16 protein-coding genes are annotated in these 23269 nt (G+C 63.8%); 6 read left to right on the plus strand and 10 right to left on the minus strand.

The window, feature by feature from the left end; translation table 11 throughout:
• Positions 1-166: 166 nt before the first annotated feature.
• The 5 genes from NKJ75_RS03920 to NKJ75_RS03940 all read left to right on the plus strand — a co-directional run bounded on the left by NKJ75_RS03920 (position 167) and on the right by NKJ75_RS03940 (position 14329).
• Positions 167-8746 carry a glycoside hydrolase family 94 protein gene (locus tag NKJ75_RS03920; RefSeq protein WP_352499222.1) on the plus strand — a complete coding sequence of 2860 codons (8580 nt, stop codon included), beginning with the start codon at positions 167-169 and terminating at the stop codon, positions 8744-8746.
• Positions 8747-9090: 344 nt separating this feature from the next.
• Entirely contained in the window at positions 9091-10863 is a 1773-nt protein-coding gene (locus tag NKJ75_RS03925) for a glucan ABC transporter ATP-binding protein/ permease (RefSeq protein ID WP_023672897.1), read from the plus strand.
• Between the two features lie 173 nt (positions 10864-11036).
• Positions 11037-11798 (plus strand): heme ABC transporter permease, encoded by a 762-nt coding sequence (locus tag NKJ75_RS03930; RefSeq protein ID WP_023715243.1) that lies wholly within the window; start codon positions 11037-11039, stop codon positions 11796-11798.
• A 192-nt stretch (positions 11799-11990) separates the two neighbouring features.
• Positions 11991-12662 (plus strand): outer membrane protein, encoded by a 672-nt coding sequence (locus tag NKJ75_RS03935; RefSeq protein WP_023689643.1) that lies wholly within the window; start codon positions 11991-11993, stop codon positions 12660-12662.
• A gap of 35 nt (positions 12663-12697) precedes the next feature.
• Positions 12698-14329, plus strand: coding sequence for a tetratricopeptide repeat-containing sulfotransferase family protein (locus tag NKJ75_RS03940; protein WP_352499223.1), 1632 nt, complete (start codon positions 12698-12700; stop codon positions 14327-14329).
• A 47-nt stretch (positions 14330-14376) separates the two neighbouring features.
• Here the strand turns inward: NKJ75_RS03940 and NKJ75_RS03945 are convergent, their stop codons facing one another.
• The 3 genes from NKJ75_RS03945 to NKJ75_RS03955 all read right to left on the minus strand — a co-directional run bounded on the left by NKJ75_RS03945 (position 14377) and on the right by NKJ75_RS03955 (position 16098).
• The gene (locus NKJ75_RS03945) at positions 14377-14673 is read right to left on the minus strand and encodes an addiction module antidote protein (RefSeq protein ID WP_023672893.1); all 297 of its coding nucleotides are present in this window, start codon (positions 14671-14673) and stop codon (positions 14377-14379) included.
• Complete coding sequence (locus NKJ75_RS32815) at positions 14666-14842, minus strand: type II toxin-antitoxin system RelE/ParE family toxin (RefSeq protein ID WP_502903828.1); 177 nt, start codon at positions 14840-14842, stop codon at positions 14666-14668. The genes NKJ75_RS03945 and NKJ75_RS32815 overlap by 8 nt, the downstream gene beginning before the upstream one ends.
• 197 nt (positions 14843-15039) lie before the next feature.
• The gene (locus tag NKJ75_RS03955; RefSeq protein ID WP_352499224.1) at positions 15040-16098 is read right to left on the minus strand and encodes a D-TA family PLP-dependent enzyme; all 1059 of its coding nucleotides are present in this window, start codon (positions 16096-16098) and stop codon (positions 15040-15042) included.
• A 150-nt stretch (positions 16099-16248) separates the two neighbouring features.
• Between NKJ75_RS03955 and NKJ75_RS03960 the strand changes: the two genes are divergently transcribed.
• A complete protein-coding gene (locus tag NKJ75_RS03960; RefSeq protein ID WP_023694398.1) occupies positions 16249-16935 on the plus strand; it encodes a D-lyxose/D-mannose family sugar isomerase in 687 nt (228 codons plus the stop codon).
• Positions 16936-16942: 7 nt separating this feature from the next.
• Here the strand turns inward: NKJ75_RS03960 and NKJ75_RS03965 are convergent, their stop codons facing one another.
• The 7 genes from NKJ75_RS03965 to NKJ75_RS03995 are packed head-to-tail and all read right to left on the minus strand — an operon-like array spanning position 16943 to position 23263.
• Positions 16943-17296 (minus strand): hypothetical protein, encoded by a 354-nt coding sequence (locus NKJ75_RS03965; protein ID WP_023702292.1) that lies wholly within the window; start codon positions 17294-17296, stop codon positions 16943-16945.
• A gap of 13 nt (positions 17297-17309) precedes the next feature.
• Positions 17310-18176 (minus strand): RDD family protein, encoded by an 867-nt coding sequence (locus NKJ75_RS03970; RefSeq protein ID WP_023739274.1) that lies wholly within the window; start codon positions 18174-18176, stop codon positions 17310-17312.
• The gene (locus tag NKJ75_RS03975; RefSeq protein ID WP_023739275.1) at positions 18163-19182 is read right to left on the minus strand and encodes a stage II sporulation protein M; all 1020 of its coding nucleotides are present in this window, start codon (positions 19180-19182) and stop codon (positions 18163-18165) included. Before NKJ75_RS03975 ends, NKJ75_RS03970 begins: the two co-directional genes overlap by 14 nt.
• Entirely contained in the window at positions 19179-20489 is a 1311-nt protein-coding gene (locus NKJ75_RS03980) for a DUF58 domain-containing protein (RefSeq protein ID WP_023739276.1), read from the minus strand. Before NKJ75_RS03980 ends, NKJ75_RS03975 begins: the two co-directional genes overlap by 4 nt.
• The gene (locus NKJ75_RS03985) at positions 20486-21442 is read right to left on the minus strand and encodes an AAA family ATPase (protein WP_023739277.1); all 957 of its coding nucleotides are present in this window, start codon (positions 21440-21442) and stop codon (positions 20486-20488) included. The genes NKJ75_RS03980 and NKJ75_RS03985 overlap by 4 nt, the downstream gene beginning before the upstream one ends.
• Positions 21429-22634: a DUF4350 domain-containing protein gene (locus NKJ75_RS03990; RefSeq protein ID WP_352499225.1), complete on the minus strand. Its 1206-nt coding sequence runs from the start codon at positions 22632-22634 to the stop codon at positions 21429-21431. Before NKJ75_RS03990 ends, NKJ75_RS03985 begins: the two co-directional genes overlap by 14 nt.
• Positions 22631-23263, minus strand: a complete 633-nt coding sequence (locus NKJ75_RS03995; RefSeq protein WP_352499226.1) for a DUF4129 domain-containing protein — start codon at positions 23261-23263, stop codon at positions 22631-22633. The genes NKJ75_RS03990 and NKJ75_RS03995 overlap by 4 nt, the downstream gene beginning before the upstream one ends.
• Positions 23264-23269: the final 6 nt, after the last annotated feature.

Here is a 23269-nt window from a genome sequence, read left to right on the forward strand (position 1 = left end):
GAGTTGTCGAAAGCCCCGCTTAAAATGTCGAAGGGATAACGCCTCTGGCGTGGTGCGAAGCAAAACTTTCGGCCAGTGTAATCATGCAACCAATTGCATTTGAATCGGTTTTAGGGACATTGCCGTGGCGGTGGCGCCGCATCGCGTCCCCCATGCGGAATTTTCAATGAATATCCAGACAAATCCTGCCCAAATCGAAAAGTCCAGCGCCGGCTTCCCGGTCATCACCGAAGAGCCGATACGCTCCAATTTCCTGCCCGAAGAGCGGCTGCGCGCGCTGGGCGAAAGCCTCGCCAACGGCGACATCAAGGACCTGTTCGGCCTGACGCCGTTCGATTTCCAGGCCCGCATCCGCGACAGCGCCAAGAAAATCCTCGAAGTCTACCGCTCGACCAATGCCGCCCAGGCCAAGGGCGAAACCATCACGCCTGCCGCGCAATGGCTGCTCGACAACAATTATCTCGTCGAGGAGACCATTTTTCAGGTGAAGCGCGACCTGCCGCGCCGTTTCTACCGGCAGTTGCCGACCCTGGAAGTGGCCAACCGCGCCGCGGTGCCGCGCGCGCTGGCCCTGGCCTGGAGCTATGTCGCCCATTCCGACAGTTCGGTTTCGGCGACCATGTTCAAATCCATCGTCGAGGGTTTTCAGTCGGTCGAGCCGCTCAAGATCGGCGAATTGTGGGCGCTGCCGTCGCTGCTGCGCTTCGTTTTGATCGAGAATCTGCGCCGCATCGCCGTGCGCGTCGACCGCACCAGGCAGATGCGCCATATCGCCAACGAGGTCGCCGACCGCGTGCTGGCGACCGACGACAATGCAGACCGCCGGAAGATCCTGTCGGGCTACGGCGCGCATGCGCAGGACACCACCTTCGCCACCCAGTTGCTCTACCGCCTGCGCGACGGCTCGCAGAATGCCGGCAGGGCGCTGGAATGGCTGGAGGTCGAGCTCGAGAAAACCGGCTCCGACGCCGAGGAAATCATCATTTCCGAGCATCGCACGCTGTCCAGCGGCAATGTCACCACCGGCAACATCATCCGCGGCCTGCGCCTCATCAACGACGTCGACTGGACGGTGTGGTTCGAGGGCGTCAGCCGCATCGACACGCTGTTGCGCGAGCGCACCGATTTCGCCGCGCTCGATTTCTTTTCGCGCGACCAGTACCGCACGTCGATCGAGCAACTGGCGCGCCGCTCCGACCTGTCCGAATTCCGTGTCGCCGAAAAGGCCATCGATCTGGCCAGCCATGTTCCCGGGGTCACCGATGCCTCCGGCGTGCCGGATGCATCAGCCGATCCGGCCATGCATACCGATGTCGGCTTCTTCCTGGTCGGCCCGCGCCGGCCGGATCTGGAAAAGGCGATCGGCTATCGGCCGCCCTTCCATGTGACCTTCAAGCGCGCCTTCACCGCCACGGGCTGGCTCGGCATCGTTGTGCCGGTCTTCCTGCTGACGGTGCTACTGCTGGTTGTCTCCGGCAATGCGCTTGCCCATCTCGGCCTGTCGGTGGAATCCATCACGCTGATGCTGGCGCTGTTTGCGGTGCCTGCCAGCGAAGGCGCGCTCGCCTTCTTCAACACCGTTGTTTCACTGTTCCTGAAGCCGACGCGGCTCGTCGGCTATGACTACAAGCACGGCATTCCGGCGGCATCACGCACCTTGGTCGTGGTGCCGTCGCTGATCGGCTCGCGCGATGATGTCGAGGAAAACATCCGCAACATCGAGGTGCATCACCTCGCCAACACGGCCGAAGAAATCCATTTCGCGCTGCTGTCCGACTGGCCGGATTCCAAGACCGAGATCGACGCCGCCGACATCGAGATCCTGCAATATGCGCGCGACGAGATCGCCAGGCTCAATGCCCGTTATCCCTCGGAAGGCGCGCCGCGTTTCTATATCCTGCATCGCCGCCGGCTCTACAACCAGGCGCAGGGCGCCTGGATGGGCTGGGAGCGCAAGCGCGGCAAGCTGCATGAGCTGAACCTTCTCTTGCGCGGCGACAGCGACACCACCTTCCTGCCGCTCGACGTGCCGCTGCCGGAAAAGGTCGTCTATGTCATGACGCTCGACGCCGACACGCGCACCACGCGCGACGCCGTGTCGTCACTGGTCGGCAAGCTCGCCCATCCGCTCAACCGCCCGCATTTTGACGCGACAAAGCGCGTCGTTACCGCCGGCTACACCATTCTGCAGCCGCGCATCACAGCCTCGCTCACCAGCGGCGACGACGCTTCTTTCTTCCAGCGCGTCTTCTCGTCCAACAGCGGTCTCGATCCTTACGTCTTTGCCGTCTCGGATCTCTACCAGGACGTCTTCAGCGACGGCTCCTTCACCGGCAAGGGCCTTTATCACGTCGACGCTTTCGAGGCGGCGCTGCAGGGCCGCATCGAGGAAAACACCGTCCTCAGCCACGATCTGCTCGAAGGTGCGCTAGCGCGCGCAGCACTTGTCACCGACGTCGAACTGGTCGAGGACTATCCTACCCGCTACTCGGTCGACGCCTCGCGCCACCACCGCTGGGCGCGCGGCGACTGGCAGCTGCTGCGCTTCATCTTCTCGCCGCGTTCCGGCGTGCCGGCGCTGTCGCGCTGGAAGATGGTCGACAATCTGCGCCGCTCGCTGACCCCGATCTTCTGGGTGATGGCGGCGATCGCCGGCTGGACGCTGCTGCCCTTCACGCAGGCCGCGCAGTGGCAGGCGCTGCTGATCCTGTCGCTGTTCATGGCGCCGACCTTCGATGTCGTCAACGCCATCCTGCCCAAGAGCGGCGACCAGACGCCGCGCGGCCATTTCTCCGCACTGGCGCACGACACCGTCTTCGGCACGGCCCTTGTGGCGCTGAAAGTGCTGTTGATGGCGCACAATGCCTGGATGATGGGCGACGCCATCGTGCGCACGCTCTACCGCCTGTTCGTCAGCCGCCAGAACCTGCTGGAATGGCGCACCGCGTCGCAGGCGCACAAGGGCGGCGACAACGATATCGGCTCCTATTACAGCATGATGTATGGCGCCGTGATCATCGGCGTCGTCGGTCTCGCTATCCCCGTGCTGGCCGATTCCACCGGTGCCTTCGTCGCCTTCTTCTTCGCTCTGTTCTGGATCGGTTCGCCGGCGGTTGCCTGCTGGATCAGCCGCTCGGCCGAGACCGAGGACCGCCTGCGCATATCGCAAGCCGACATCCACGCGCTGCGCACCGTGGCGCGCCGCACCTGGCATTATTTCGAAACCTTCGTCACGGCCGAGCACCACAATCTGCCGCCCGACAATTTCCAGGAAAGCCCGGCGCCGGTTGTGGCGCCGCGGACGTCGCCGACCAATATCGGCGTCTACCTGCTGTCGGTGGTGTCGGCACGCGATTTCGGCTGGATTGCGCTCTCCGACGCCATCACTCGCATCGACGCCACGATGACGACCATCGAGAGCATGCCGCGCAACCGCGGCCACCTCTTCAACTGGTACGACACCACGACGCTCAAGCCGCTCTATCCGCTCTACATCTCGGCCGTCGACAGCGGCAATCTGGCCGGACATCTGGTCGCGGTGGCGGCGGCCTGTGCCGAGTGGGCGGAAGCCCCGTCCGTTCACCTGCAGGGCGATTTCGAAGGCGTCCTCGACACGGTGAGTATCCTCGACGAGAGCCTCGAGGAATTGCCTGACGACCGCCGGCAACTGCGGCCGTTGCGCCAGCGTCTGGCCGATCGCCTCGATGGCATGCGGCGCGCCGTCATGACCATCCAGGCGCAGCCGGAGATGGCCTCGATCCGCACCATTAACCTGGCCGTGCTTGCCGGCGAGATCCGCAAGCTCGCCACCGCCATCCACACCGAGGCCGGATCGCAGCGCAGCGACATTATCGCCGACTGGGCGGCACGGCTGGAAGCGACCTGCGAGGCGCATGTGCATGACTCGCACAGCGACGAAAACGCCGTCGAAGCCTTGCGCGCCAAGCTGCTGGCGCTGCGCGAACGCTGCCGCCGCTATGCCTTCGAGATGGATTTCTCTTTCCTGATGCGTCAGGAGCGCAAACTGCTCTCGATCGGCTACCGGGTCGAGGAGCACCAGCTCGATGAGAGCTGCTACGATCTGCTCGCCTCCGAGGCGCGGCTGACCAGCCTGTTCGCCATCGCCAAGGGTGACCTGCCGACGGAGCATTGGTTCCGGCTTGGAAGGCCGATCGTCGAGATCGGCTTCCAGGGTGCGCTGATGTCCTGGTCGGGCTCGATGTTCGAGTATCTGATGCCGCCTTTGGTGATGAAGGAGCCGCAGGGATCGATCCTCAACCAGACCAGCAAGCTGATCATCAAGCGCCAGATCCAGTACGCGCGTTCGAAGAACGTGCCCTGGGGTATTTCGGAAGCGGCCTACAATGCCCGCGACCGCGAACTGACCTACCAGTATACCAATTTCGGCGTGCCCGGACTTGGTCTCAAGCGCGGCCTTGGCCAGAACACGGTGATCGCGCCTTACGCCACGATCCTCGCGGCGCAGTTCACACCGCGCGAATCCGTCCAGAATCTGGCCAGGCTGCGCTCCATCGGCGCTCTCGGCCGGCATGGCTTTTATGACGCCGTCGACTTCACGCCGCAGCGCGTGCCGGAAGGCACCGACCATGCCGTTGTCCTGAACTACATGGCGCATCACTCCGGCATGTCGATCGCCGCCGTTGCCGACGCCATCTTCGAGGGCAGGCTGCGCGACCGCTTCCACAGCGATCCGGTGATCGAGTCTGCCGAACTCCTGCTTCAGGAGAGGGCGCCGCGCGACATCCCGACCGCCACGGTCAGGACCGAAGCCGACGAGCGCTCGAAGGACGAGACCGAGGTCGAAAGCCCGGATTCGCGCATCGTCCTCGACCCGCTGAGGGCGTTGCGCGCCACCAGCGTCATGTCCAATGGCCGCTACTCCGTCATGGTCTCGGCCACCGGTTCCGGTTACAGCCGCTGGGGCGAACTCGCCGTCACCCGTTGGCAGCCCGACCCGACCGAAGACCGGCTCGGCTCCTACATCTTCCTGCGCGACGCCGGCAGCGGCGACTGGTGGTCGGCCACCGCGGAGCCGAAGCAGGCGACCGGCGAGAGAGTGCAGACGCTGTTTTCCGACGACAAGGCGAGCTTCGTCAAAACAGTGGGCTCGCTGCGTTCGGAGGTCGAATGCATCGTCATCTCGGAAGGCAATGGCGAGGGACGGCGCGTCACGCTCTACAACGACGGCGCCACTGACCGGCATATCGAGGTGACCTCCTTTGCCGAGCTGGTGCTGGGCAACGAAGCCTCCGACAATGCCCATCCTGCGTTCTCGAAAATGTTTATAGAGACCGAGATCGCTGCCAACAACGGTGCCATCTTTGCCACCAGGCGCAAGCGCGACAAGAACGAGCCTGACGTCACCATGGTGCATTTCGTCACCGATCCGTCCGGGTCGGCGCGCGATGCCGAGGCCGAAACCGACCGCCGTGCCTTCATCGGCCGTGGCCGTACCATCGCGGAAGCGGCGGCCTTCGATCCCGGCGCCAAGCTTGGCGGTCACCACGGCTTCACCCTCGATCCGGTAGCGGCCCTGCGCCGCCAGGTGCGGGTGCCGGCCAACAAGAAGATATCGCTGACCTTCTGGACCGCCGTCGGCGCCAACCGCGCCGAACTGGACGAGGCCATCGCCAGGCTCGACCATCCCGAAAGTTTTGCTCGCCAGGCGATGCTTGCCTGGACGCGTTCGCAGGTGCAGACCCGCCATCTTGGTCTCAGCCTGACCGACGCCGCCAACGTGCAGAAGCTGGCGCGCTTCCTGATCTATCCCGATCCGTTCCTGCGCCTGCCCGGCGAATCCATCGCTTCGGGGCTGGGCAAGCAGTCCAGCCTGTGGCCGACCAGCATTTCGGGCGATTTCCCGATCTTCCTGGTCCGCATCGGCGACGTGGCCGACCTCGAAATTGTCGCCCAGGCGCTGCGCTTCCAGGAGTATATGCGCGCCCGCGGCATGATGATCGACTTCGTGGTCGTCAACGAGCAGGCATCGTCCTATGTCCAGGACCTGCAGCGCGCGGTCGAAACGCTGTGCGAAAACAGCCGCCTGCGCGGCAAGGAACTCGGGCCGCGCCAGCACATCTTCGCCGTGCGCCGCGACCTGATGGACGAGGCGACGTACAAGACGCTGCTGGCGGTTGCCCGCGTGGTTCTGCACACGCGCAACGGCACCATCTTCGACCAGATCGAACGCGCCGAGGCGGCAGCCTTGCAAGCACGCGATGCCCTGCAGCCGGTGGCCCCCGCGTCGCTGCGCGAGCCGTCTCTGCCGGTGCCGGCGGCGCCTGCATACCATGCCGCGTCCGACAGCAGCGCCGACGGCAGCGGCCTCAGCCAATGGAACGGCTTTGGCGGTTTCGAGGGCGACGGCCGCCACTATGTCACCCGCCTTGCCGGGCGGCGCTCGACGCCGCAGCCCTGGATCAACGTCGTCTCGAACGCCTCGTTCGGATTCCATGTCTCGGCCGAAGGCGCTGCCTTCACCTGGAGCCGCAACAGCCGCGATTACCAGCTGACGCCATGGTCGAATGATCCGGTCACCAACCGGCCGGGCGAGGGCATCTACATCTACGATCAGGCCAGCGGCAAGGCATTCTCGCCGCTGGCTGCCGTGGTCCGCGATCCCTCGATGACCTATGAGACATGGCACGGCCAGGGCTTCTCCACCTTCCGGTCCAAACGCGGCCCGCTGTCGATGGATCTGACGCACGTCGTCGATCCCGTCGATCCAGTGAAGATCACGCGGCTGCGCATCCAGAACTCAGGCTCGGCGCCGGCGCGGCTGCGCGTCTATGCCTATGCCGAATGGGTCCTCGGCAGCCATCGCTCGAGCACGGCTGCGACCATCATCCCGTCCAGGGATCCAGCGACTGGCGCGCTTCTGGCGCAAAACCCCTACGGTCTCGATTTCGGCGACCGGGTGGCCTTCCTGGCCGCCACCGGTCCGGTGCATTCGGTGACATCCGATCGCGGCGAGTTCATCGGCAGGCATGGCACCAGCGCCTTCCCGCACGCCGTCGTCAGCGGAGCCGGCCTGTCGGGCCGCGTCGAGGCCGGCGACGATCCGTGCGCAGCTGTCGCCAGCGATGTCGACATCCCCGCCGGCGGCGACGTCACGCTGGTCTGGCTGCTTGGCGACGCCGCCACATCAGCCGAGGCGAGCGCGTTGGTGCAGACCCATTCGGGCAAGGATTTCGACCAGCGGCTGGCCGACAATGAACGCGTCTGGCGCGGCTTCCTCGACACCATCCAGGTCGAGACGCCCGACAAGGCGCTCGACGCCATGGTCAATCACTGGCTGCCCTATCAGAGCCTGGCCTGCCGCATCCGCGCCCGCTCGGCCTTTTATCAGGCAAGCGGCGCCTTCGGCTTCCGCGACCAGCTGCAGGACACGCTGGCCCTGCTTGCGCACGATCCGAAACTGGCGCGCGACCAGATCCTCAATGCGGCGCGCCGGCAGTTCCCCGAAGGCGATGTCCAGCATTGGTGGTTGCCGCGCACCGACGCCGGCGTGCGCACCATGATCTCCGACGATGTGGTCTGGCTGGCGCATGCCACCAATCGCTACATCGAGGTGACCGGCGATACAGGGATCCTGAAGGAGCAGCTGCCTTTCATCGACGGGCAGGTGCTGGGCGAAGGCGAGCACGACGCCTTCTTCACGCCGGAAATCTCCAAGACGAACGCGTCGCTCTACGACCATTGCGCGCGTGCGCTCGACCTTGCGATCAAGCGCAGCAGCCCGGCCGGGCTGCCGCTGATCCTCGGCGGCGACTGGAATGACGGCATGAACCGCGTCGGCGAAGCCGGCAAAGGCGAGAGCGTCTGGCTCGGCTGGTTCCTTTTGAAGACGCTGGGCGACTTTACCACCGTGGCCAAGGGGGAGGGCGACACCAAGCGGGCGCAGGCCTGGACAAAACACGCCGATGTGCTGAAGCGGGCGCTGGAAAGCACCGCCTGGGACGGCCAGTGGTATCGCCGCGGCAGCTACGACGACGGCACGCCGCTTGGCTCGCACAATTCGGACGAGTGCAAGATCGACTCCATCGCGCAGTCGTGGAGCGTGCTCTCCGGCGAGGGCGACCCCGCGCGCTCGACCACGGCGATGCAGCAGGCGACGAACCTGCTGGTCGACGACAAGCTCAAGATCGTCAAACTGTTTACCCCGGCCTTCCAGAACACGAGAAAGGACCCTGGTTACATCAAGAGTTATCCGCCGGGCGTGCGCGAGAACGGCGGCCAGTACACCCATGCGGCGACCTGGTTCGTGATCGCGCTCGCCGAAATGGGCCGCACCGACGATGCCTATCGCTGCTTCTCGATGCTGAACCCGGTCAACCATGCGCTCGACAATGCATCGGCCGAGCATTATCGCGTCGAGCCGTACGTCGTCGCCGCCGACATCTATTCCGGTGAGGACAAGGGCGGTCGCGGCGGCTGGACCTGGTATACGGGCTCAGCGGGATGGCTCTACCGTGCTGCGGTCGAAGGCATTCTGGGCATTGAGCGGCGGGGCAAGCAGATCACGTTCCGGCCGAAACTGCCCAGCCATTGGGACGGCTATTCTGCCACGCTGAAGATACTGGGGGCGGAGGTCAAGGTTCGCGTCATCCGCGACAAAAAGGCCAAATCCATCTCGCTCGAAGTCAATGGAACCAAGACAAAGTCTTCCGGTTTTCAGCCGAAGGCCGGCGACAAGACCGAGGTGGTCGTCAAGATACCCGCGTAAAATCAAGGGCTTCAGAATGTTGACGCGCGCCTTTCGAGGCGCGCGTTTTCTACTTGGGCATGCTCCTGGCGCAGTACGGCGTGCCTTCCCGGATACCGGCGGTCCAGGCGTGCAGTGATTAAAAATGTGGCAGCGCTAGATGCTGCCATGATTTTGCCGCAAGACTGACATTTCACCTTTTATCTCAAACCGTTAGGTGATCACGGCAGATTTCGCAACGTCGTCATCTTTTGTTCGCAGAATGGGAACGGAAGAGGTAGACGGGCATTGTTTTGCGACCCGTTAACCGGTACGTGTCAAGAAATGGTGCGGTGCACAATAATGTTTTGGGCGGAGTAGCTGAAGTGTCACTTCTGCAAATCTACTGGAGAGCGCTGGGTTATCTCGCAGCCGACAGGAAGCGCGTTGCGTTTATCTGCGGTGCGAATGTCGCGCTCGCCATTATCGCCATCCTCGAGCCGATCATGTTCGGCCGGGTAATCGACGCCATCTCCGATAAGGGTTCGGTGTTTTCGACGCTGGCGCTGTGGGCCGGTCTCGGCGCCTTTAACATCGTCGCCTTCGTGCTGGTGGCGCGCGGCGCCGACCGTTTTGCCCACAAGCGGCGCAGCGAGGTGCTGTGCCAGTCGTTCGAGCGCGTGATCACCATGCCGCTCGCCTGGCACCACCAGCGCGGCACCTCCAACGCGCTGCACACGCTGCTGCGCGCCGTCGAGACGCTGTTCAGCCTGTGGCTTGAATTCATGCGCCAGCATCTGTCGACGGCGGTTGCGCTGGCTCTGCTGATTCCGACCGCGATAAGCATGGATCTTCGCATGTCGCTGGTGCTAATGGCGCTGGGCGTTCTCTATGTCGGCATCGGCCGGCTTGTGATGAAGCGCACCAAGGCGGGCCAGGCCGCGGTCGAGCGTCACTACCATCAGGTCTTCGCGCATGTGACCGACTCGGTCAGCAATGTCGCCGTGCTGCAGAGCTACAACCGTCTCGGCCACGAGGCCGATACGCTGCGCCGCTATGTCAAGAACCTGCTCGACGCGCAGAACCCGGTGCTCGACTGGTGGGCGATGGCCAATGCGTTGCACCGCCTGTCGTCGACCATATCGATGATGGTTGTGCTTTTGATCGGCGCCTATCTGGTCACCCATGGCCAGCTCAAGATCGGCGACGTCATCGCCTTCACCGGCTTTGCCACGCTGCTGATTGCCCGCCTCGACCAGATGTCGGCTTTCGCCAACCAGATTTCGGAAGCCCGCGCCAAGCTCGAGGACTTCTATCACCTCGAGGATTCGGCCGCCGACTCCGCCGAGCCGGACGGCTTGCGCGACCTCACCAACGTCACCGGCCACGTCCGCTTCGAGAATGTCGGCTTCGAGTTTGCCAATTCGAGGCAGGGCGTCGACGACGTCTCCTTCGAGGTCCAGGCCGGGCAGACGGTTGCCATCGTCGGCCCGACCGGCGCCGGCAAGACGACGCTGATCAACCTCTTGCAGCGCGTCTTCTCGCCGTCTCATGGCCGTATCCTGATCGACGGCATCGACACCCGCACGGTGACCCGCAAGTCGCTGCGTCATTCGATCGCCACCGTCTTCCAGGATGCCGGCCTGCTCAACCGCTCGATCGAGGACAACATCCGCGTCGGTCGTGCCGAGGCGACTTATGACGAGGTTCACGCCGCCGCCAATGCGGCTGCCGCGCAGGATTTCATCCTTGCCAAGAGCGCCGGCTATGACACCGTCGTTGGCGAGCGCGGCGGCCAGCTTTCAGGCGGCGAGCGTCAGCGCATCGCCATTGCCCGCGCCGTGCTCAAGGACGCACCGATCCTGGTGCTCGACGAGGCAACGAGCGCGCTCGATGTCGAGACCGAGGACCGCGTCAAGGAAGCCATCGACGAACTGAGGCGCAACCGCACCACCTTCATCATCGCCCACCGCCTGACCACCGTCCGCGACGCCGACCTGGTCGTGTTCATGGACAAGGGCAAGGTGGTCGAGATGGGCGGCTTCGCCGAACTGTCGCTGCGCAATGGCCGTTTCGCCAGCCTGCTGCGCGCCGGCGGCCTGCTCAACGACGAGGAAGTCCGCCGCCTCAGCCGCACCGTGAATATCGAAGCGGCGTAGCTTTTTTACCTCCCCCTTGTGGGGAGGTCGGACCCGTAGGGTCCGGGTGGGGGTAGTGCCCCACCACCCCCACCCCGCTGCTTCGCAGCGACCCTCCCCACGAGGGGGAGGGTAAATAAGACTGCGACATTCCCTCGATTGCCCCGAACGCGCCGCCGGTCTATCTAGACCTTATGAGCGATACCTCCTCACGCCTCGCCGGCTGGACCGACCTCGCCAACCCCACGCGCTTTGTCGGGCTGGCCGATAGGCTGGTGCCGTGGCTGGCGTCGATCGCCGCGATCCTGCTCGCCATCGGTCTCTATATGAGCTTTGCCGCGCCTGAGGATTTCCAGCAGGGCATCACGGTGCGCATCATGTATATCCACGTGCCTTTCGCCTGGCTCGCCATGATGTGCTACACGGTGATGGCCGTCGCCGCGCTCGGCACGCTGGTCTGGCGCCATCCCTTGGCCGATGTCGCGCTGAAGTCGGCAGCCCCGATCGGCGCCACCTTCACCGCGCTTGCGCTGGTCACCGGCTCGATCTGGGGCAAGCCGATGTGGGGCACCTGGTGGGTCTGGGACGCGCGTCTGACCTCGGTCTTCATCCTCTTTCTTATGTATCTCGGCATCATCGCGCTGACGCGCGCGCTGGATGACGCCAGCCGCGCCGCCTGGGCCGCCGCCATCATCACGCTCGTCGGCTTCATCAACATCCCGATCATCAAATTCTCGGTCGACTGGTGGAACACGCTGCACCAGCCGGCCTCGGTGTTCCGGCTCGGCGGACCGACGATCGATCCCAGCCTGCTATGGCCACTGCTGGTGATGGCGCTCGGCTTCACCGTGCTGTTCTTCGCGCTGCATTTGACGGCGATGCGCACCGAGATCCGCCGCCGGCGGGTCATTGCCATGCGGCGCATCGCGGCGCGGCAGGCAGAGCAACGCGACTAGGCGGTTCTCTTTTCCGGCACTCGAATGACAAACGAAACAGCAGCCTTTGCCTGTCTCCGTCTAAATTAGAATGTGCTGCTATGTTGCTGTATAGCAACGAGGGTTCCTGAAAGAGTGCCCTGACTGCGTCTGCTTATTGACAGCTCCAACCGCAGGCGAGCAAGTAGCTGGAAGGCTACGAGGGAATCGACGATGAAACTGCTTCTACTGGCTGGTGTGTCGACAACGGCATTGGTGCTTGGCTGGAGTTCGGCGTACGCCGCCGACGCGATCGTCGACGTTCCGAGGGCAGAGGATCTCTGGTACGTCACGCTCTTCGGCGGCGCCAGTTTCCCGAACCATGTGAAAACGGACTACAATGGTACTGGGTATTCAGTCGATCTTGATACCGGGTTCGTAATCGGCGGCGCTGTCGGTCGGCGCATCAACGATGTGTTTCGTGTCGAAGGCGAACTGTCCTACGCGCGCTACAAGGCAAGCGAATACAGCTACACGGGCGTCGGCAACTATCCGGCTTCCGGCAATCTGTCGGCCACCTATCTTCTCGCCAACGTCTGGGCCGATGTTGCGCATTTTGGTGATGCCAAACTCTATGTCGGCGGCGGTCTCGGCGCGGCCTATGTTACCGCCGATACTCACTTTGATGGCCACGCCTTTGGATACGGGCCTGGCGGCTGGGGTTTCGCCGGCCAGGTGGGCGCCGGTGTTACCTACGCGGTAACGCAGAATGTCGACCTCGATTTCGGTTACCGCTTTAAGGCCGTGACAAGCGTGGATCTAGACGACAATGATGGCGGCGGCACATACGAGAACGCCAAATTGTACTCCCACAATCTCCAGCTTGGCGTTACCCTGAAGTTCTGATTGGTTCGTCGCAGGCCGCGACCGGGATTTGACGGATGCCGCTCTTGCCACGCCGGCAACCCCTGGGCCTGCCGGCAATGATCCCAGCCTCGCTGCCGACCGCCGGTGAGCCGGCGGAAAAGACATTGCAGCGCGGCATCGACCTGCAACGGCGCAAGCGTTTTCGCGAGGCCGAGTTCTGCTACCAGACGGTGCTTCGCACGCAGCCCAAAAATGCCATGGCGCTGAACCTGATGGGCACGCTCGCCATCGAGGCCGAGCATCATGACGCCGCCATTGCCTATATGGAAAGGGCGGTCAAGCTCGAACCGGGCAACGCCATCTTCCGCAACAATCTCGGCAACGCCTACAATGTCACCGGCAACGTCGACAAGGCGCGCAGACATCTGAGAAAGGCGATCGAGCTCGACGGAGGGCTCATCGAAGCGCTGTGCAATCTCGGCCGCTCCTACCGCGGCCAGCTCGAGGGCGACATTGCCGAAGGGTTCTATCGCCAGGCGCTGGCTATCGACGGCCAGTCGGTGATGGCACTTGCCGGTATGGGCGATTTGCTCACCGACATTGGCCGGCCGGCCGAGGCGGTAAAATGCTTCAGCAAGGCCCTTGCCATCGACCCGGGCCATGTCGAGGCGCTGGCTGGAATGGCGCTTGCGCGCCGGGCGGTCAAGGACGATCCGACGTTGCCTTTGGTGCTGAAACGCCTGGAATTGCCGACAACCACCGATCGCGAGCGGGTAGTGCTGCACCACGCCGCCGGCAAGATGCTCAATGATCAGCGCGAGTATGGCCTGGCCATCCGCCATTTCGCGAGGGCCAAGGCGATTTCCGGCAATGATTTCGACATCGACCGGCACACCCAGCTTTACGACAGCTTCATCGACACCTTCGACGCTGGCTTCTTCAAGACGCGAGCCAATTTGGGAAATCCATCCAGACGCCCGGTCTTCATCGTCGGCATGCCACGGTCGGGAACGACGCTGACCGAGCAGATATGCGCCAGTCATCGTGATATCCATGGCGCCGGGGAGTTGTCGACCATTCGTTCACTTGCCGGCGAACTTGGGTTCGACAAGCTCGACCCAGCCATTTTCACCAAGGCCATGGCGGCGCTCACTGCAGCCAAGGCCAAGGAGCTTGGATCGAAATATCTCGACGATCTCAAAAAGCGCAACAACACGGTGCGGCTTGTCGTCGACAAGATGCCGCACAATTTCGAGCTGCTGGCCTTCATCAGCCTGATCTTGCCGAATGCCCGCATCATCCATTGCCGGCGTGACCCGATGGACAATTGCGCGTCCTGTTTCATGCATAATTTTTCCGAGGCGCACGGCTATAATGCCGATCTGACCAAGCTTGGGCAGTATTACCGGCAGTATGACCGCCTGATGCGCCATTGGGCCAAGGTCATCCCGCTGGATATCCACGACATGCCCTACGAAGAAACGGTCGCCGATTTCGAAAATCGCGCCCGCGGATTGATCGGATTCCTCGGCATCGAGTGGGACGATGCCTGCCTGCGTTTCAACGAGACCGAGCGCACCGTGCGGACGCCGAGCCGCTGGCAGGTGCGCCAGCCGATCTATTCATCCTCGGTCGAGCGCTGGAAGCTGTATGGCGACGCGCTGGATCCGCTGAAGGCGGCGCTGGGTCCGGTTTATCCGTCCTGATTTCAGTTGGCCCGAACAACCTCGCGCTCGACGCGCGCTGGCGTAGATTAGACCTGAGTTGCATCGTGCTTTGGGGCCAAATGAAAGCCGAATGCTTTCATGACCGCCAGTGTGGTTTCCAGCGTAGGATTACCGTTTTCGCTGAGCGAGGTATAAAGATGCTCGCGAGCCAAGCCGGTCTTTCTGGCAATGTTGCTCATCCCCTTGGCGCGGGCAACGACACCGAGGGCGGACGCGACGAATTTGGCGTCTCCGGTTTCCATTGCCTCTGCCAGAAACGCCTCGATTGCCGTATCGGAATCGAGCATTTCGGCGGGATCGAAGTCATAGATTTTTTCAACCATTGTCGTCACTCCATTCTACGGCCAGGCGCTTTGCTGTCCGTATGTCGGTTTCTTGTGAACTTTTATCCCCGCCGCACAGGAGCAGGATGACCGTTTCACCGCGCTTGTGAAAATAAACGCCATAGCCGGGCCCATAGTGAACGCGCAATTCACTGATGCCTTCACCCACTGGGGCCACGTCGCCGGATTTCCTACAATCAAACGTTGCAGCCGAACGGCAATTGCCGCCTTGGCTCTTCCGTCTTTCAGCTTTTGGTGCCACCTCCGAAAGGTGGCTGTCTGCTTCAGGATTGCCATGGGGACTAGTAAGTTATAAATTACAAATCGTCAATGTCGAAATAGGGCGAGCCTCCAAACCGAAAAGCCTCACCCCATCCGCCCACGCGCTTCCACCTTCAGCGTTTCCAGCACCTTGTCACCGTCGATCAGATGCACCTGGTCGAACAGGTTGGTCACCACGCAGCAATGATCAGGCACCACGCGAACGCGTTCGCCGATGCGCAGGCTCGCGCCATTCGCAAGCGTGACCGTGCCATGTTCCTCGCTCAAGCTGGTGACGCGGGCGCCGGGCATGCCGAGCAGCTCGCCAAAATCGGCGAGCCCCAGCGTGTCGCTGGACAGCGCCTTGCTGCCGCTGTCCAGGATGGCGCGGGCCGGCGTCGGATGGCTGACCACGGTGGCGAGCACCGTCAGCGCACAATCGTCGAGCGTGCCGACGCCTTTGGCGACCTGGTAGCGGTCGAGGTAGATGTAGGTGCCGGGGCGGTATTCGGTCACCACGCTGTCCTCGCCCGAGCGCCACATGTCAGGCGTGCCGCCGCTGGAGATGCGTTCACAGGCGAGACCCGAGGCCGCGAGCGTTTGTTTGGCGCCGGCCAGCCACGATTCAGCCTCGGCGGCGCGGCCGGCCGCGGGGTAGGTCATCAGCCCGCCGAAGGTGAGCCCCTTGGCTTGGTCGATCAACTTCGCCAGTGCCAGCGCCTCGGCGGCGCTCTGCACGCCGCAACGGCCCATGCCGGTGTCGCATTCGACCAGGACGGGCAGGGGGTGCCCGGTGTCGGTGAAGGTGGCGGCGAGCCCATCCAGCGTTTCGAGGCTGTCCACGGTCACTGACAGTGTCACACGGCCATGCAGCGCCTTGAGGCGCTCCAGCTTGGCGCGGCCAAGGATGTTGTAGGGCAGAAAAATATCGGTCAGCCCGGCATCGGCCATCACTTCCGCCTCGCCGATCTTCTGGCAGGTGATGCCGACCGCGCCGGCCGCCATCTGCTTCTTCGCCCAATAAGGCAGCTTGTGCGTCTTGATGTGCGGCCTGAGTTTCAGCCCGTGGCGGTCGGCATGCGCCTGCGCTCGTGCGATGTTGGCTTCGGCGCGGGCCGCGTCGATGAGGATCGCCGGCGTGTCGAGGTCGTCTATGCCTTGCATGAAATATCACCTTGGGAAATCTGGCTGACTTATGGCCCCGATCCGCACGGATGTCATGGGGCCAGCACGCAGTTTGCGTCGACACCGCAGCGCTGTTCGGCTATGCGCTTCAGATAACTCCAGGGAACGCGACGCGAAGGGATCACGATCATGAAACGCTCCACCGTCAACGACATCATCCGCGATGCAGACGCCTTCATCCGCTCGTTCGGCTACATCATGCCGCCCTTCGCCTACTGGAGCCCGGAAGAGATGAAGGCGCGCAAGGCCGACTCCGCCGCCATTTTCACCTCGCGGCTCGGTTGGGACATCACCGATTACGGCCAGGAAAAATTCGACGAACTCGGCCTGTTCCTGTTCACCGTTCGCAACGGCGTCTATGCCGACATGAAGAAGGGCATGGGCATGCTTTATGCCGAGAAGATCATGATCTCGCGCAAGGATCAGCTGTCGCCGATGCACCGCCACAACATCAAGGCCGAGGACATCATCAACCGCGGCGGCGGTAAGCTCGTGCTGGAACTGTTCATGCACGATCGCGACGGCGGCATCGATCCGAAGGCCGAAGTGACGGTGCCGGTCGACGGCACCATCCACAGGCTGCCGGCAGGCGGGCTCCTGAAGCTCGACCCGGGCCAGAGCGTGACGCTGCTGCCCGGCGTCTGGCACGCCTTCTGGGCCGAGGGCAAGGATGTGCTGATCGGCGAGGTCTCGACCGTCAATGACGATCTCACCGACAACGTCTTCCGCGAGCCGATCGGCCGCTTCTCCAACATCGACGAGGATGTCGCGCCGGTGCACCTTTTGGTGTCCGACTATGAGAAGTGGGTGGGGTAGGCGAGGCCTAATCGCCCCAATTCACCTGCTGAAAGAACGTCCAGATGCTGATCGTGCTGTCATCCCGATCGCTCGTGCTGTGCAGCGTCAGGACAATATCCACGGTGGGCGGCGCCTTGATCAAGACTGTGATCAGGCGCGCGCTGCCGTCAGGCACGATACCTATGCCTGAGGTCATTTCCCAATTTCCGTCGGCTTGCTGAAGTCGGGAAGAAGTATCTCCGAATTGCTCCCTCATCGATGCATCGTTTGGAAACGGTTCGTCGGTGAGTTCTGCAAATTCCTTCCAGGATCCGGAGACTGCCGCCTGAATGGCGCGTTCTATTCTGGCTTTTTCCGCTTCGCTAACTTGAGCCGGCATCCCGAACTCCGATCTACCGCTGGTACTTATCCGCCTTACGCGTCCCCAGCAGAAGCTTGCGCTCAAGCTGTGCCCGCAGCTCGCCATAATAGGCGGTGAGGAAGGCCCTGGAATCGACCGGCTCGACCATCATGCCGATCTTGCGCCCGATCGTCTCGGCCACGGCTTTCAGTGCGAAATAGTCGTCGCGGCGCAGCACCTCTTCCAGCTTGTGCAGTTCGGCGATGCCATAGGCATCGAGCTGCGCCTGGGTGAAGCGGAAGGCGCGGGTAGTGGTGTCCTGGCGTTGCGACAGGTCTTCGACCAGCGCCAGTTTGGGCGCCTCGACCACCCAGGTTCCGGCCAACAGGTCGCCGATGCGCATGCGGTCGCGGTTGAACAGCGGGAAGAGCGCAAACAACAGCGTCCACACCATTCCGAAGATCGTCGACAGCGTGTCGGCGAGCCCCATCTCGCTGCGGCCAAGGATGATCGACAGCGGCAGGAATATCTCGATCTCGCGCATCAGATTGCGGGCAATGACCTGATCGACTGACAGGCCGGCGCCGCTGCGCGACGCCACCCGGATGCCGAGCATCCGTTTGCCGGGCGTGGCGGCGCGGCGGCCGGCTTCGAAGACGATGAAATAGGCGTTGCGCAGGAAGAAGATCAGGATGATCCAGACGATGAACAGCGGCTGCGCGCCTTCGCCTTTGAGGCCGGCCAGCCCGAACAGTGCAATGATCGAGATCACGATCGCCGTGACGATGATGATGACAAAGTCGAGCAGGAAGGCGGCGGCGCGAGTGCCGGCATCGGCGAGCTTGATCCGGAGACCGACCCCTTCCGGCGTGATCAGCGGCCGTATCGTCGAGACGGCAGCACGCCTAGCGGTCGCCATGCCGCACCACCCTGAACACATAGAAATAGCAAAGCCACAGCGTCAGCATGCCGCCGCCAATGGCGTAGCGTGTCACGTCGCTGGTGATCACCTGCCGACCGATGCCTTCGAGCAGGCCGGCAAACAAAAGCATGATCGTCACGCCGACCATGGTGGTGGCGGCCACGCGCCCGGCATCGGCAGCAGCCGTCATCCGCGTCAGTTCGCCGGGGAAGGCGATGCGCGTGCCGATGCGCATGCCGGCGGCGCCCGCCAAGGCGATCGCGAAGATCTCGGTGGTGCCATGGATGGACAGCCATCCGCCCAACTCCAGGCCGAGCTCCTTGGCGACGTAGATCTGGAACATCGCGCCAAGCAGGCAGCCATTCATCAGGATCAAGAGCACGCTCGGCACCGCGAAGGCAAAGCCCAGCGCGAAGGCCAGGATCGCCACCTGGACATTGTGCGTGAACAGATAGGCGGCGAAGCCCGACAGGAAATTATTCTCGGTGCCGTCATAAAGCACCTGCCGCAGCACTTCGGCCGAGGCATCCGGGTTGCGCCCGCCGGCCAGGCTCGGCGGAATGATGGCGTCGAACCAGCCCTTGTCTTTGGCCACCAGCCAGTAGCCGGCGCCGGCGCCGACAAAGGTCAGGACGACCGACAGCAAGGTCTCGCGCCACAAATCGCGAATGGCGTGTGGCCAGTCATGCAGGAAGAAGTCGCCGATGCGCTGCCGCAGGCCGCGACGTGCGCCATAGAGGTAGAAGTAGCCGCGCAGGCAAAGCGCTTCGAGATAGCTGACCAGCGCATTGTCGAGCGACGTCGCCCGCGCCACCGAAAGCGAGGACAGCGCCGAGCGGTAGAGCAGTGGCAGCGACAGCAGTTCGTCTTCCGACAGCGTGCGTGGCGCACGTTTCTCGACCCGGGCAAGCAGCGCCTCGAACGCCTTCCAGTCGGCCTCGCGCTCCGAACGGAAGCTCGCCAGCGACTGGCGCACCGCATCCTTGCCGACCAGCGCGTTCACAACAGATCCTCTCGCTTCAGCTCGAGATAGCGCTCGACCAGCGCCGGTCCGAGCCTCTGATGGTCGGCTTCGATGACATGCGCGCCGAGCAGCCTGAGCCTGCCGATGACGACCTGCCTTTCGCGCAGCAGCCCGCCGGCGACGACGGAGCGCGCCACATCCTCTGGTGTGTCCGGCGGCATGTCGGCCAAGGTCTCCAGCTCGACATCCTTCATCATCATGAACAGCACCAGATGGCGTTCGGTGAGCCGGCCTACTGTGCGCAGCATCAGTTCGGCGCTGATCGGATCGACGAAGTCGGTGAAGATGATCACCAGCGAGCGTCGGTCGAGCTTTGCTGCAAGGGTCGTCAGGGCAAGGGTGAAATTGGTCTCTTCGGTGGAATAGTCGATTTCCGCCGCCCGCTTCTGGATCATGGCGAAGCTGGCGGAGCCGCGCACGGCGCCGCTGGAAACGCGCGGCCGCGCGTCGAAGCCGAACAGGGAGACCATGTCGCCGCCCTTCAGCGCAATGAACGCCGACAGCAAGGCTGCGGTGACGGCGCGGTCGACCTTCGGCACGCCGTCGACGGGCTCGCACATCAGCCGGCCGCTATCGATGGCCAGCACGATGTTGTTGTTCTCCTCGATACGGAATTCGCGCGCCAGAAGCCTGCCGTGGCGGGCGCTGCGCTTCCAGTCGATCATGCGCCGGCCCATGCCGGGCTGGTAGTCCTTGAGCGCCTCGAATTCGCGGCCCTGGCCGGCGCGGCGCTGCGCATGGCCATCGGGCAGCGCCTGGCGCTGCAGAAGCGTGATCGCCTCGTCGCGGGCGCTGCTGACGTTGGGCAGCACCGCCACCTTGCCGTCCATCGGCAGCACGACCTGGTTCCAGACCAGCCCGAACGGCCCGCGCCAGCGCACCCACAGGCGATCGAACCTGGCAATGCCGCGCCGCAGCGCCTGAAATTTGAGATCGAGCGATGCGCTGCCGGCCTCGGCGGTCAACGCGCCGCCGGTGCCGCCCAGCGGGGCCAGCCGCTCGTCATGGCCGAGGCGCGCCTGCACCGCGCGCGACCGTCTGCTGAGCCCGGCAGTGACATGGACGGTGAACTGGCCGCCGACGCTGACTTGCGGCGGGGCATGGATGCTGGCATCCAGGGAAGCGCGTCCGCGCCCGGCGGCGGCGTCCACGGCCAGGAAAGCAAGCAGCGCGCAGATCCACAACAGGCCGAGATACCACAGCGACGGCAGCGCGAGCGCGATCAGGAAGGCCGGTATTGCACCTGCCGCACCTGCCCAGACTGCCCGGCCGCTCGGATAGATCAACGTGGCGCTTCCGTCTGGTCGACCAAGTCGGTGACGATCTGCTCGACCAGGCGGCCGTCGATCTGCGCCGCCGGCGACAGGATCACGCGATGGCGCAGCGCCGGCACCGCAAGCGCCTTGACGTCGTCGGGGATGACATAGGCGCGCCCGTCGAGCGCTGCCCGGGCGCGTGCGGCTCTCGCCAGCATGGCGCCCGCACGCGGGCTGGCACCGACTTCCAGATCGGGGCTGGCGCGCGTGGCCCGCACCAGCCTTGCGATATAGTCCACGACGTCGTCGACAATCGTGACCTCGCCGACGGTCGCCAACGCCTTTTCCAGCGTCTTGCGGTCGGCCTGGGCGGTGATGCCGTATTGCTTGATATCGTGCGAGGCGGTGCCGCCGCCATGATGGATGATGATCGCCTTTTCCTCTTGCGGGCCGGGGTAGCTCACCCGGTGCTTGAACAGGAAACGGTCGAGCTGGGCCTCGGGCAGGGGATAGACGCCCTGATGCTCGATCGGGTTCTGCGTCGCCACCACCATGAAATTCTGGCCGAGCGCATGGGTGGTGCCGTCGAAGGTGACGGCATGTTCCTGCATCGCCTCCAAAAGGGCGGCCTGGGTCTTGGGCGGCGTGCGGTTGATTTCGTCGGCGAGCAAAAGGTCGCAGAAGATCGGGCCGCGCGTCAGCGTGAATTGCCCGGTCTGGAAATTGTAGATGTTGGAACCGACGATATCGCCGGGCATCAGGTCGGGCGTGAACTGGATACGGCCATAGGCGACCCCCAGCGCCTGGGCAAAGCAGCGCGCCGTCATCGTCTTGGCCGTGCCCGGCGGTCCTTCGAGCAATATATGCCCGCCGGCGAACAATGCCGTCAGCATCAGATCGACCGTATCGTGTTGCCCGGTGATGGCCTTGGCCACCTCTTCCCTGATCTGTGTCGCCAGGGCCTTCACATCATCGACGTTCACCGAGCCTCCTTGCCGTCCAGTCGTGCAGCTTTTCGGCTGCATCATGCATTTGTGTCAGGGTCTTTGCCGCGTTCGCAGCTTGCAGGCGGGTCGTGAAACCGCCGGCTTCGTCCTTGTCGCGGGAATCGAGCCAGCGGTCGAGCGCTTCGCCCTGCAAACCGTGCGGCGCGCCGAGCAGCGCGCCGGCGCGCACGCGTGCCAGTGCTCCATAGCGGTCGCCCAGTTCCTCCAGCCGGCCAGCGCGGCGCAACAGCATCGCCGTGGTATCGACCAGCGCGCGCTTGCCGAAGGCGATGGCGCGCTGATCGGCCCGCGGCGGCCCGAACCGGCCAAGGCCATGCAGGAAGGCAAGTGCCGCCGCCGCCAGGATGGTCAGCGTCAGCGCCAGGAAGGGCGGCTCGACCAGAAGCTTGGCGAGATCGTATTTTCGCCCGACGCCATGCAGCGTCAGGTCGAACATGACGGCACCCTCTTCGGGCTGCAGGAGCTCGATCAGCTTGAGCGCCGCCGCCGCCTTGTCGGGATCTTTCAAGCCGGCGTTATTGATGAGATCGGGGTCCGTCAGAATGTAGAACCGCTCGTCTTCAACCTCGGTCAGCACGGCCTTACCGTTGCCGGCGGCAATCAGCGGGTGTTCGTCGGCCACCCATTGCAGCTGGCCGGGAACGCTGACCATTTGCCCTGCGACGTCGAGTTGCTTGGCCATGGTCTCACCTTCGCCGAGCGTCGCCTTGGCGATGCGGCCGAGCCAGTCGTTGACCATCACATCCGGCAGCCGCTGGATCTTCATCTCCCAGCCCTCATGCTGGAACAGCGGCAAGGTCGCCCATTTGGGCAGAACGAACAGCGTATCCAGGCCCTTGCGAAGCTTGATGATGTTGGCAAGCGCATCCGGGTCGCTGTCGGGTGAAATGGTGACGATCAGCAGCATTTCGGTCTCGAGATCGCTGTCGGACCGCGCCATGTCGGGCGCTTCGCCGGTTAGCTCCAGCCATTGCGCCAGACCGGCATAGCCGATGCCGCTCTTCGACAGCGGCGTTGCGCCACCGACGCTCGGCTGGCGAAAGTCGGGCGCATAGGTGGACAACAGGAAGAAGCCTGCGGCCGCGAGCAGGCTGGCGAAAATGCCCCAGAACAGCGTCCTGCGGCTGAACGGTTCCTGCTGGGCGATGTCGGCTGTCGCGTCACTCACGTCCAGGCATCCCTGAAGACGAATCGCTCATAGGCGCTGCGCGCCTCCTGCCAGCCCTCCGGCCCGACCGGCCGGCGCGCGAACAGAGCGGCCTCGACGATGCGCGCGATCTGGGTAAAGGCGCTGCGCGCCCGCGTTGGCAGCGACGCCGCTCCCGCGATATCGCGCGCGGTCAGCGACGGGCGCAGGAAGTCGGGCAGGCGGCCGGCAATGTCGGCAACGCTGCGGCGAAGCAGGAGATGCACCGCCTCGTCGTAATTGCCCCGGGCGGCGAGCGCATCGGCTTCCGACAGCAGGACCTGCGCGGCGCCAACGTCGGGGTGCCATGTCGCTTCCGCCTCGGTCTCGCTCTTTTTGCGCCACCAAGGCAGGCGCCAGGCGACGCCTTTCACCTCAAGCAAAATCAGCAGCAGAATGATCGCGGCACCTGTGATCACCGCGCCCCAGAACAGGTAGATCATGTACGGGCCGAGCGATTTCAGGAACTCGCCCAGCGGTCTCAGCCACTCGGGTGTCTCGGGTGGTCTGTAGGCCGGCAGGTCGAACTGGATCGAATCGTCTGACAGCAACTGCTTGTGCAGTTTGGCCAGCCATTCGGCTTGCGCAGCGTCCGGCTGTGCAGCAGTCACCTTTTC

The sequence above is a fragment of the Mesorhizobium sp. M0058 genome (assembly GCF_040323095.1).
Taxonomy (GTDB): Bacteria; Pseudomonadota; Alphaproteobacteria; order Rhizobiales; family Rhizobiaceae; genus Mesorhizobium.

Bases quoted from the DNA above. Each gene is read 5' to 3' on its own strand.
- NKJ75_RS03955 (WP_352499224.1), bottom strand. From the start codon at position 16,098: ATGCAAGGCATAGACGACCTCGACACGCCGGCGATCCTCATCGACGCG.
- NKJ75_RS03930 (WP_023715243.1), top strand. From the start codon at position 11,037: ATGAGCGATACCTCCTCACGCCTCGCCGGCTGGACCGACCTCGCCAAC.
- NKJ75_RS03960 (WP_023694398.1), top strand. From the start codon at position 16,249: ATGAAACGCTCCACCGTCAACGACATCATCCGCGATGCAGACGCCTTC.
- NKJ75_RS03945 (WP_023672893.1), bottom strand. From the start codon at position 14,673: ATGGTTGAAAAAATCTATGACTTCGATCCCGCCGAAATGCTCGATTCC.
- NKJ75_RS03920 (WP_352499222.1), top strand. From the start codon at position 167: ATGAATATCCAGACAAATCCTGCCCAAATCGAAAAGTCCAGCGCCGGC.
- NKJ75_RS03935 (WP_023689643.1), top strand. From the start codon at position 11,991: ATGAAACTGCTTCTACTGGCTGGTGTGTCGACAACGGCATTGGTGCTT.
- NKJ75_RS03940 (WP_352499223.1), top strand. From the start codon at position 12,698: ATGCCGCTCTTGCCACGCCGGCAACCCCTGGGCCTGCCGGCAATGATC.
- NKJ75_RS03970 (WP_023739274.1), bottom strand. From the start codon at position 18,176: ATGGCGACCGCTAGGCGTGCTGCCGTCTCGACGATACGGCCGCTGATC.
- NKJ75_RS03965 (WP_023702292.1), bottom strand. From the start codon at position 17,296: ATGCCGGCTCAAGTTAGCGAAGCGGAAAAAGCCAGAATAGAACGCGCC.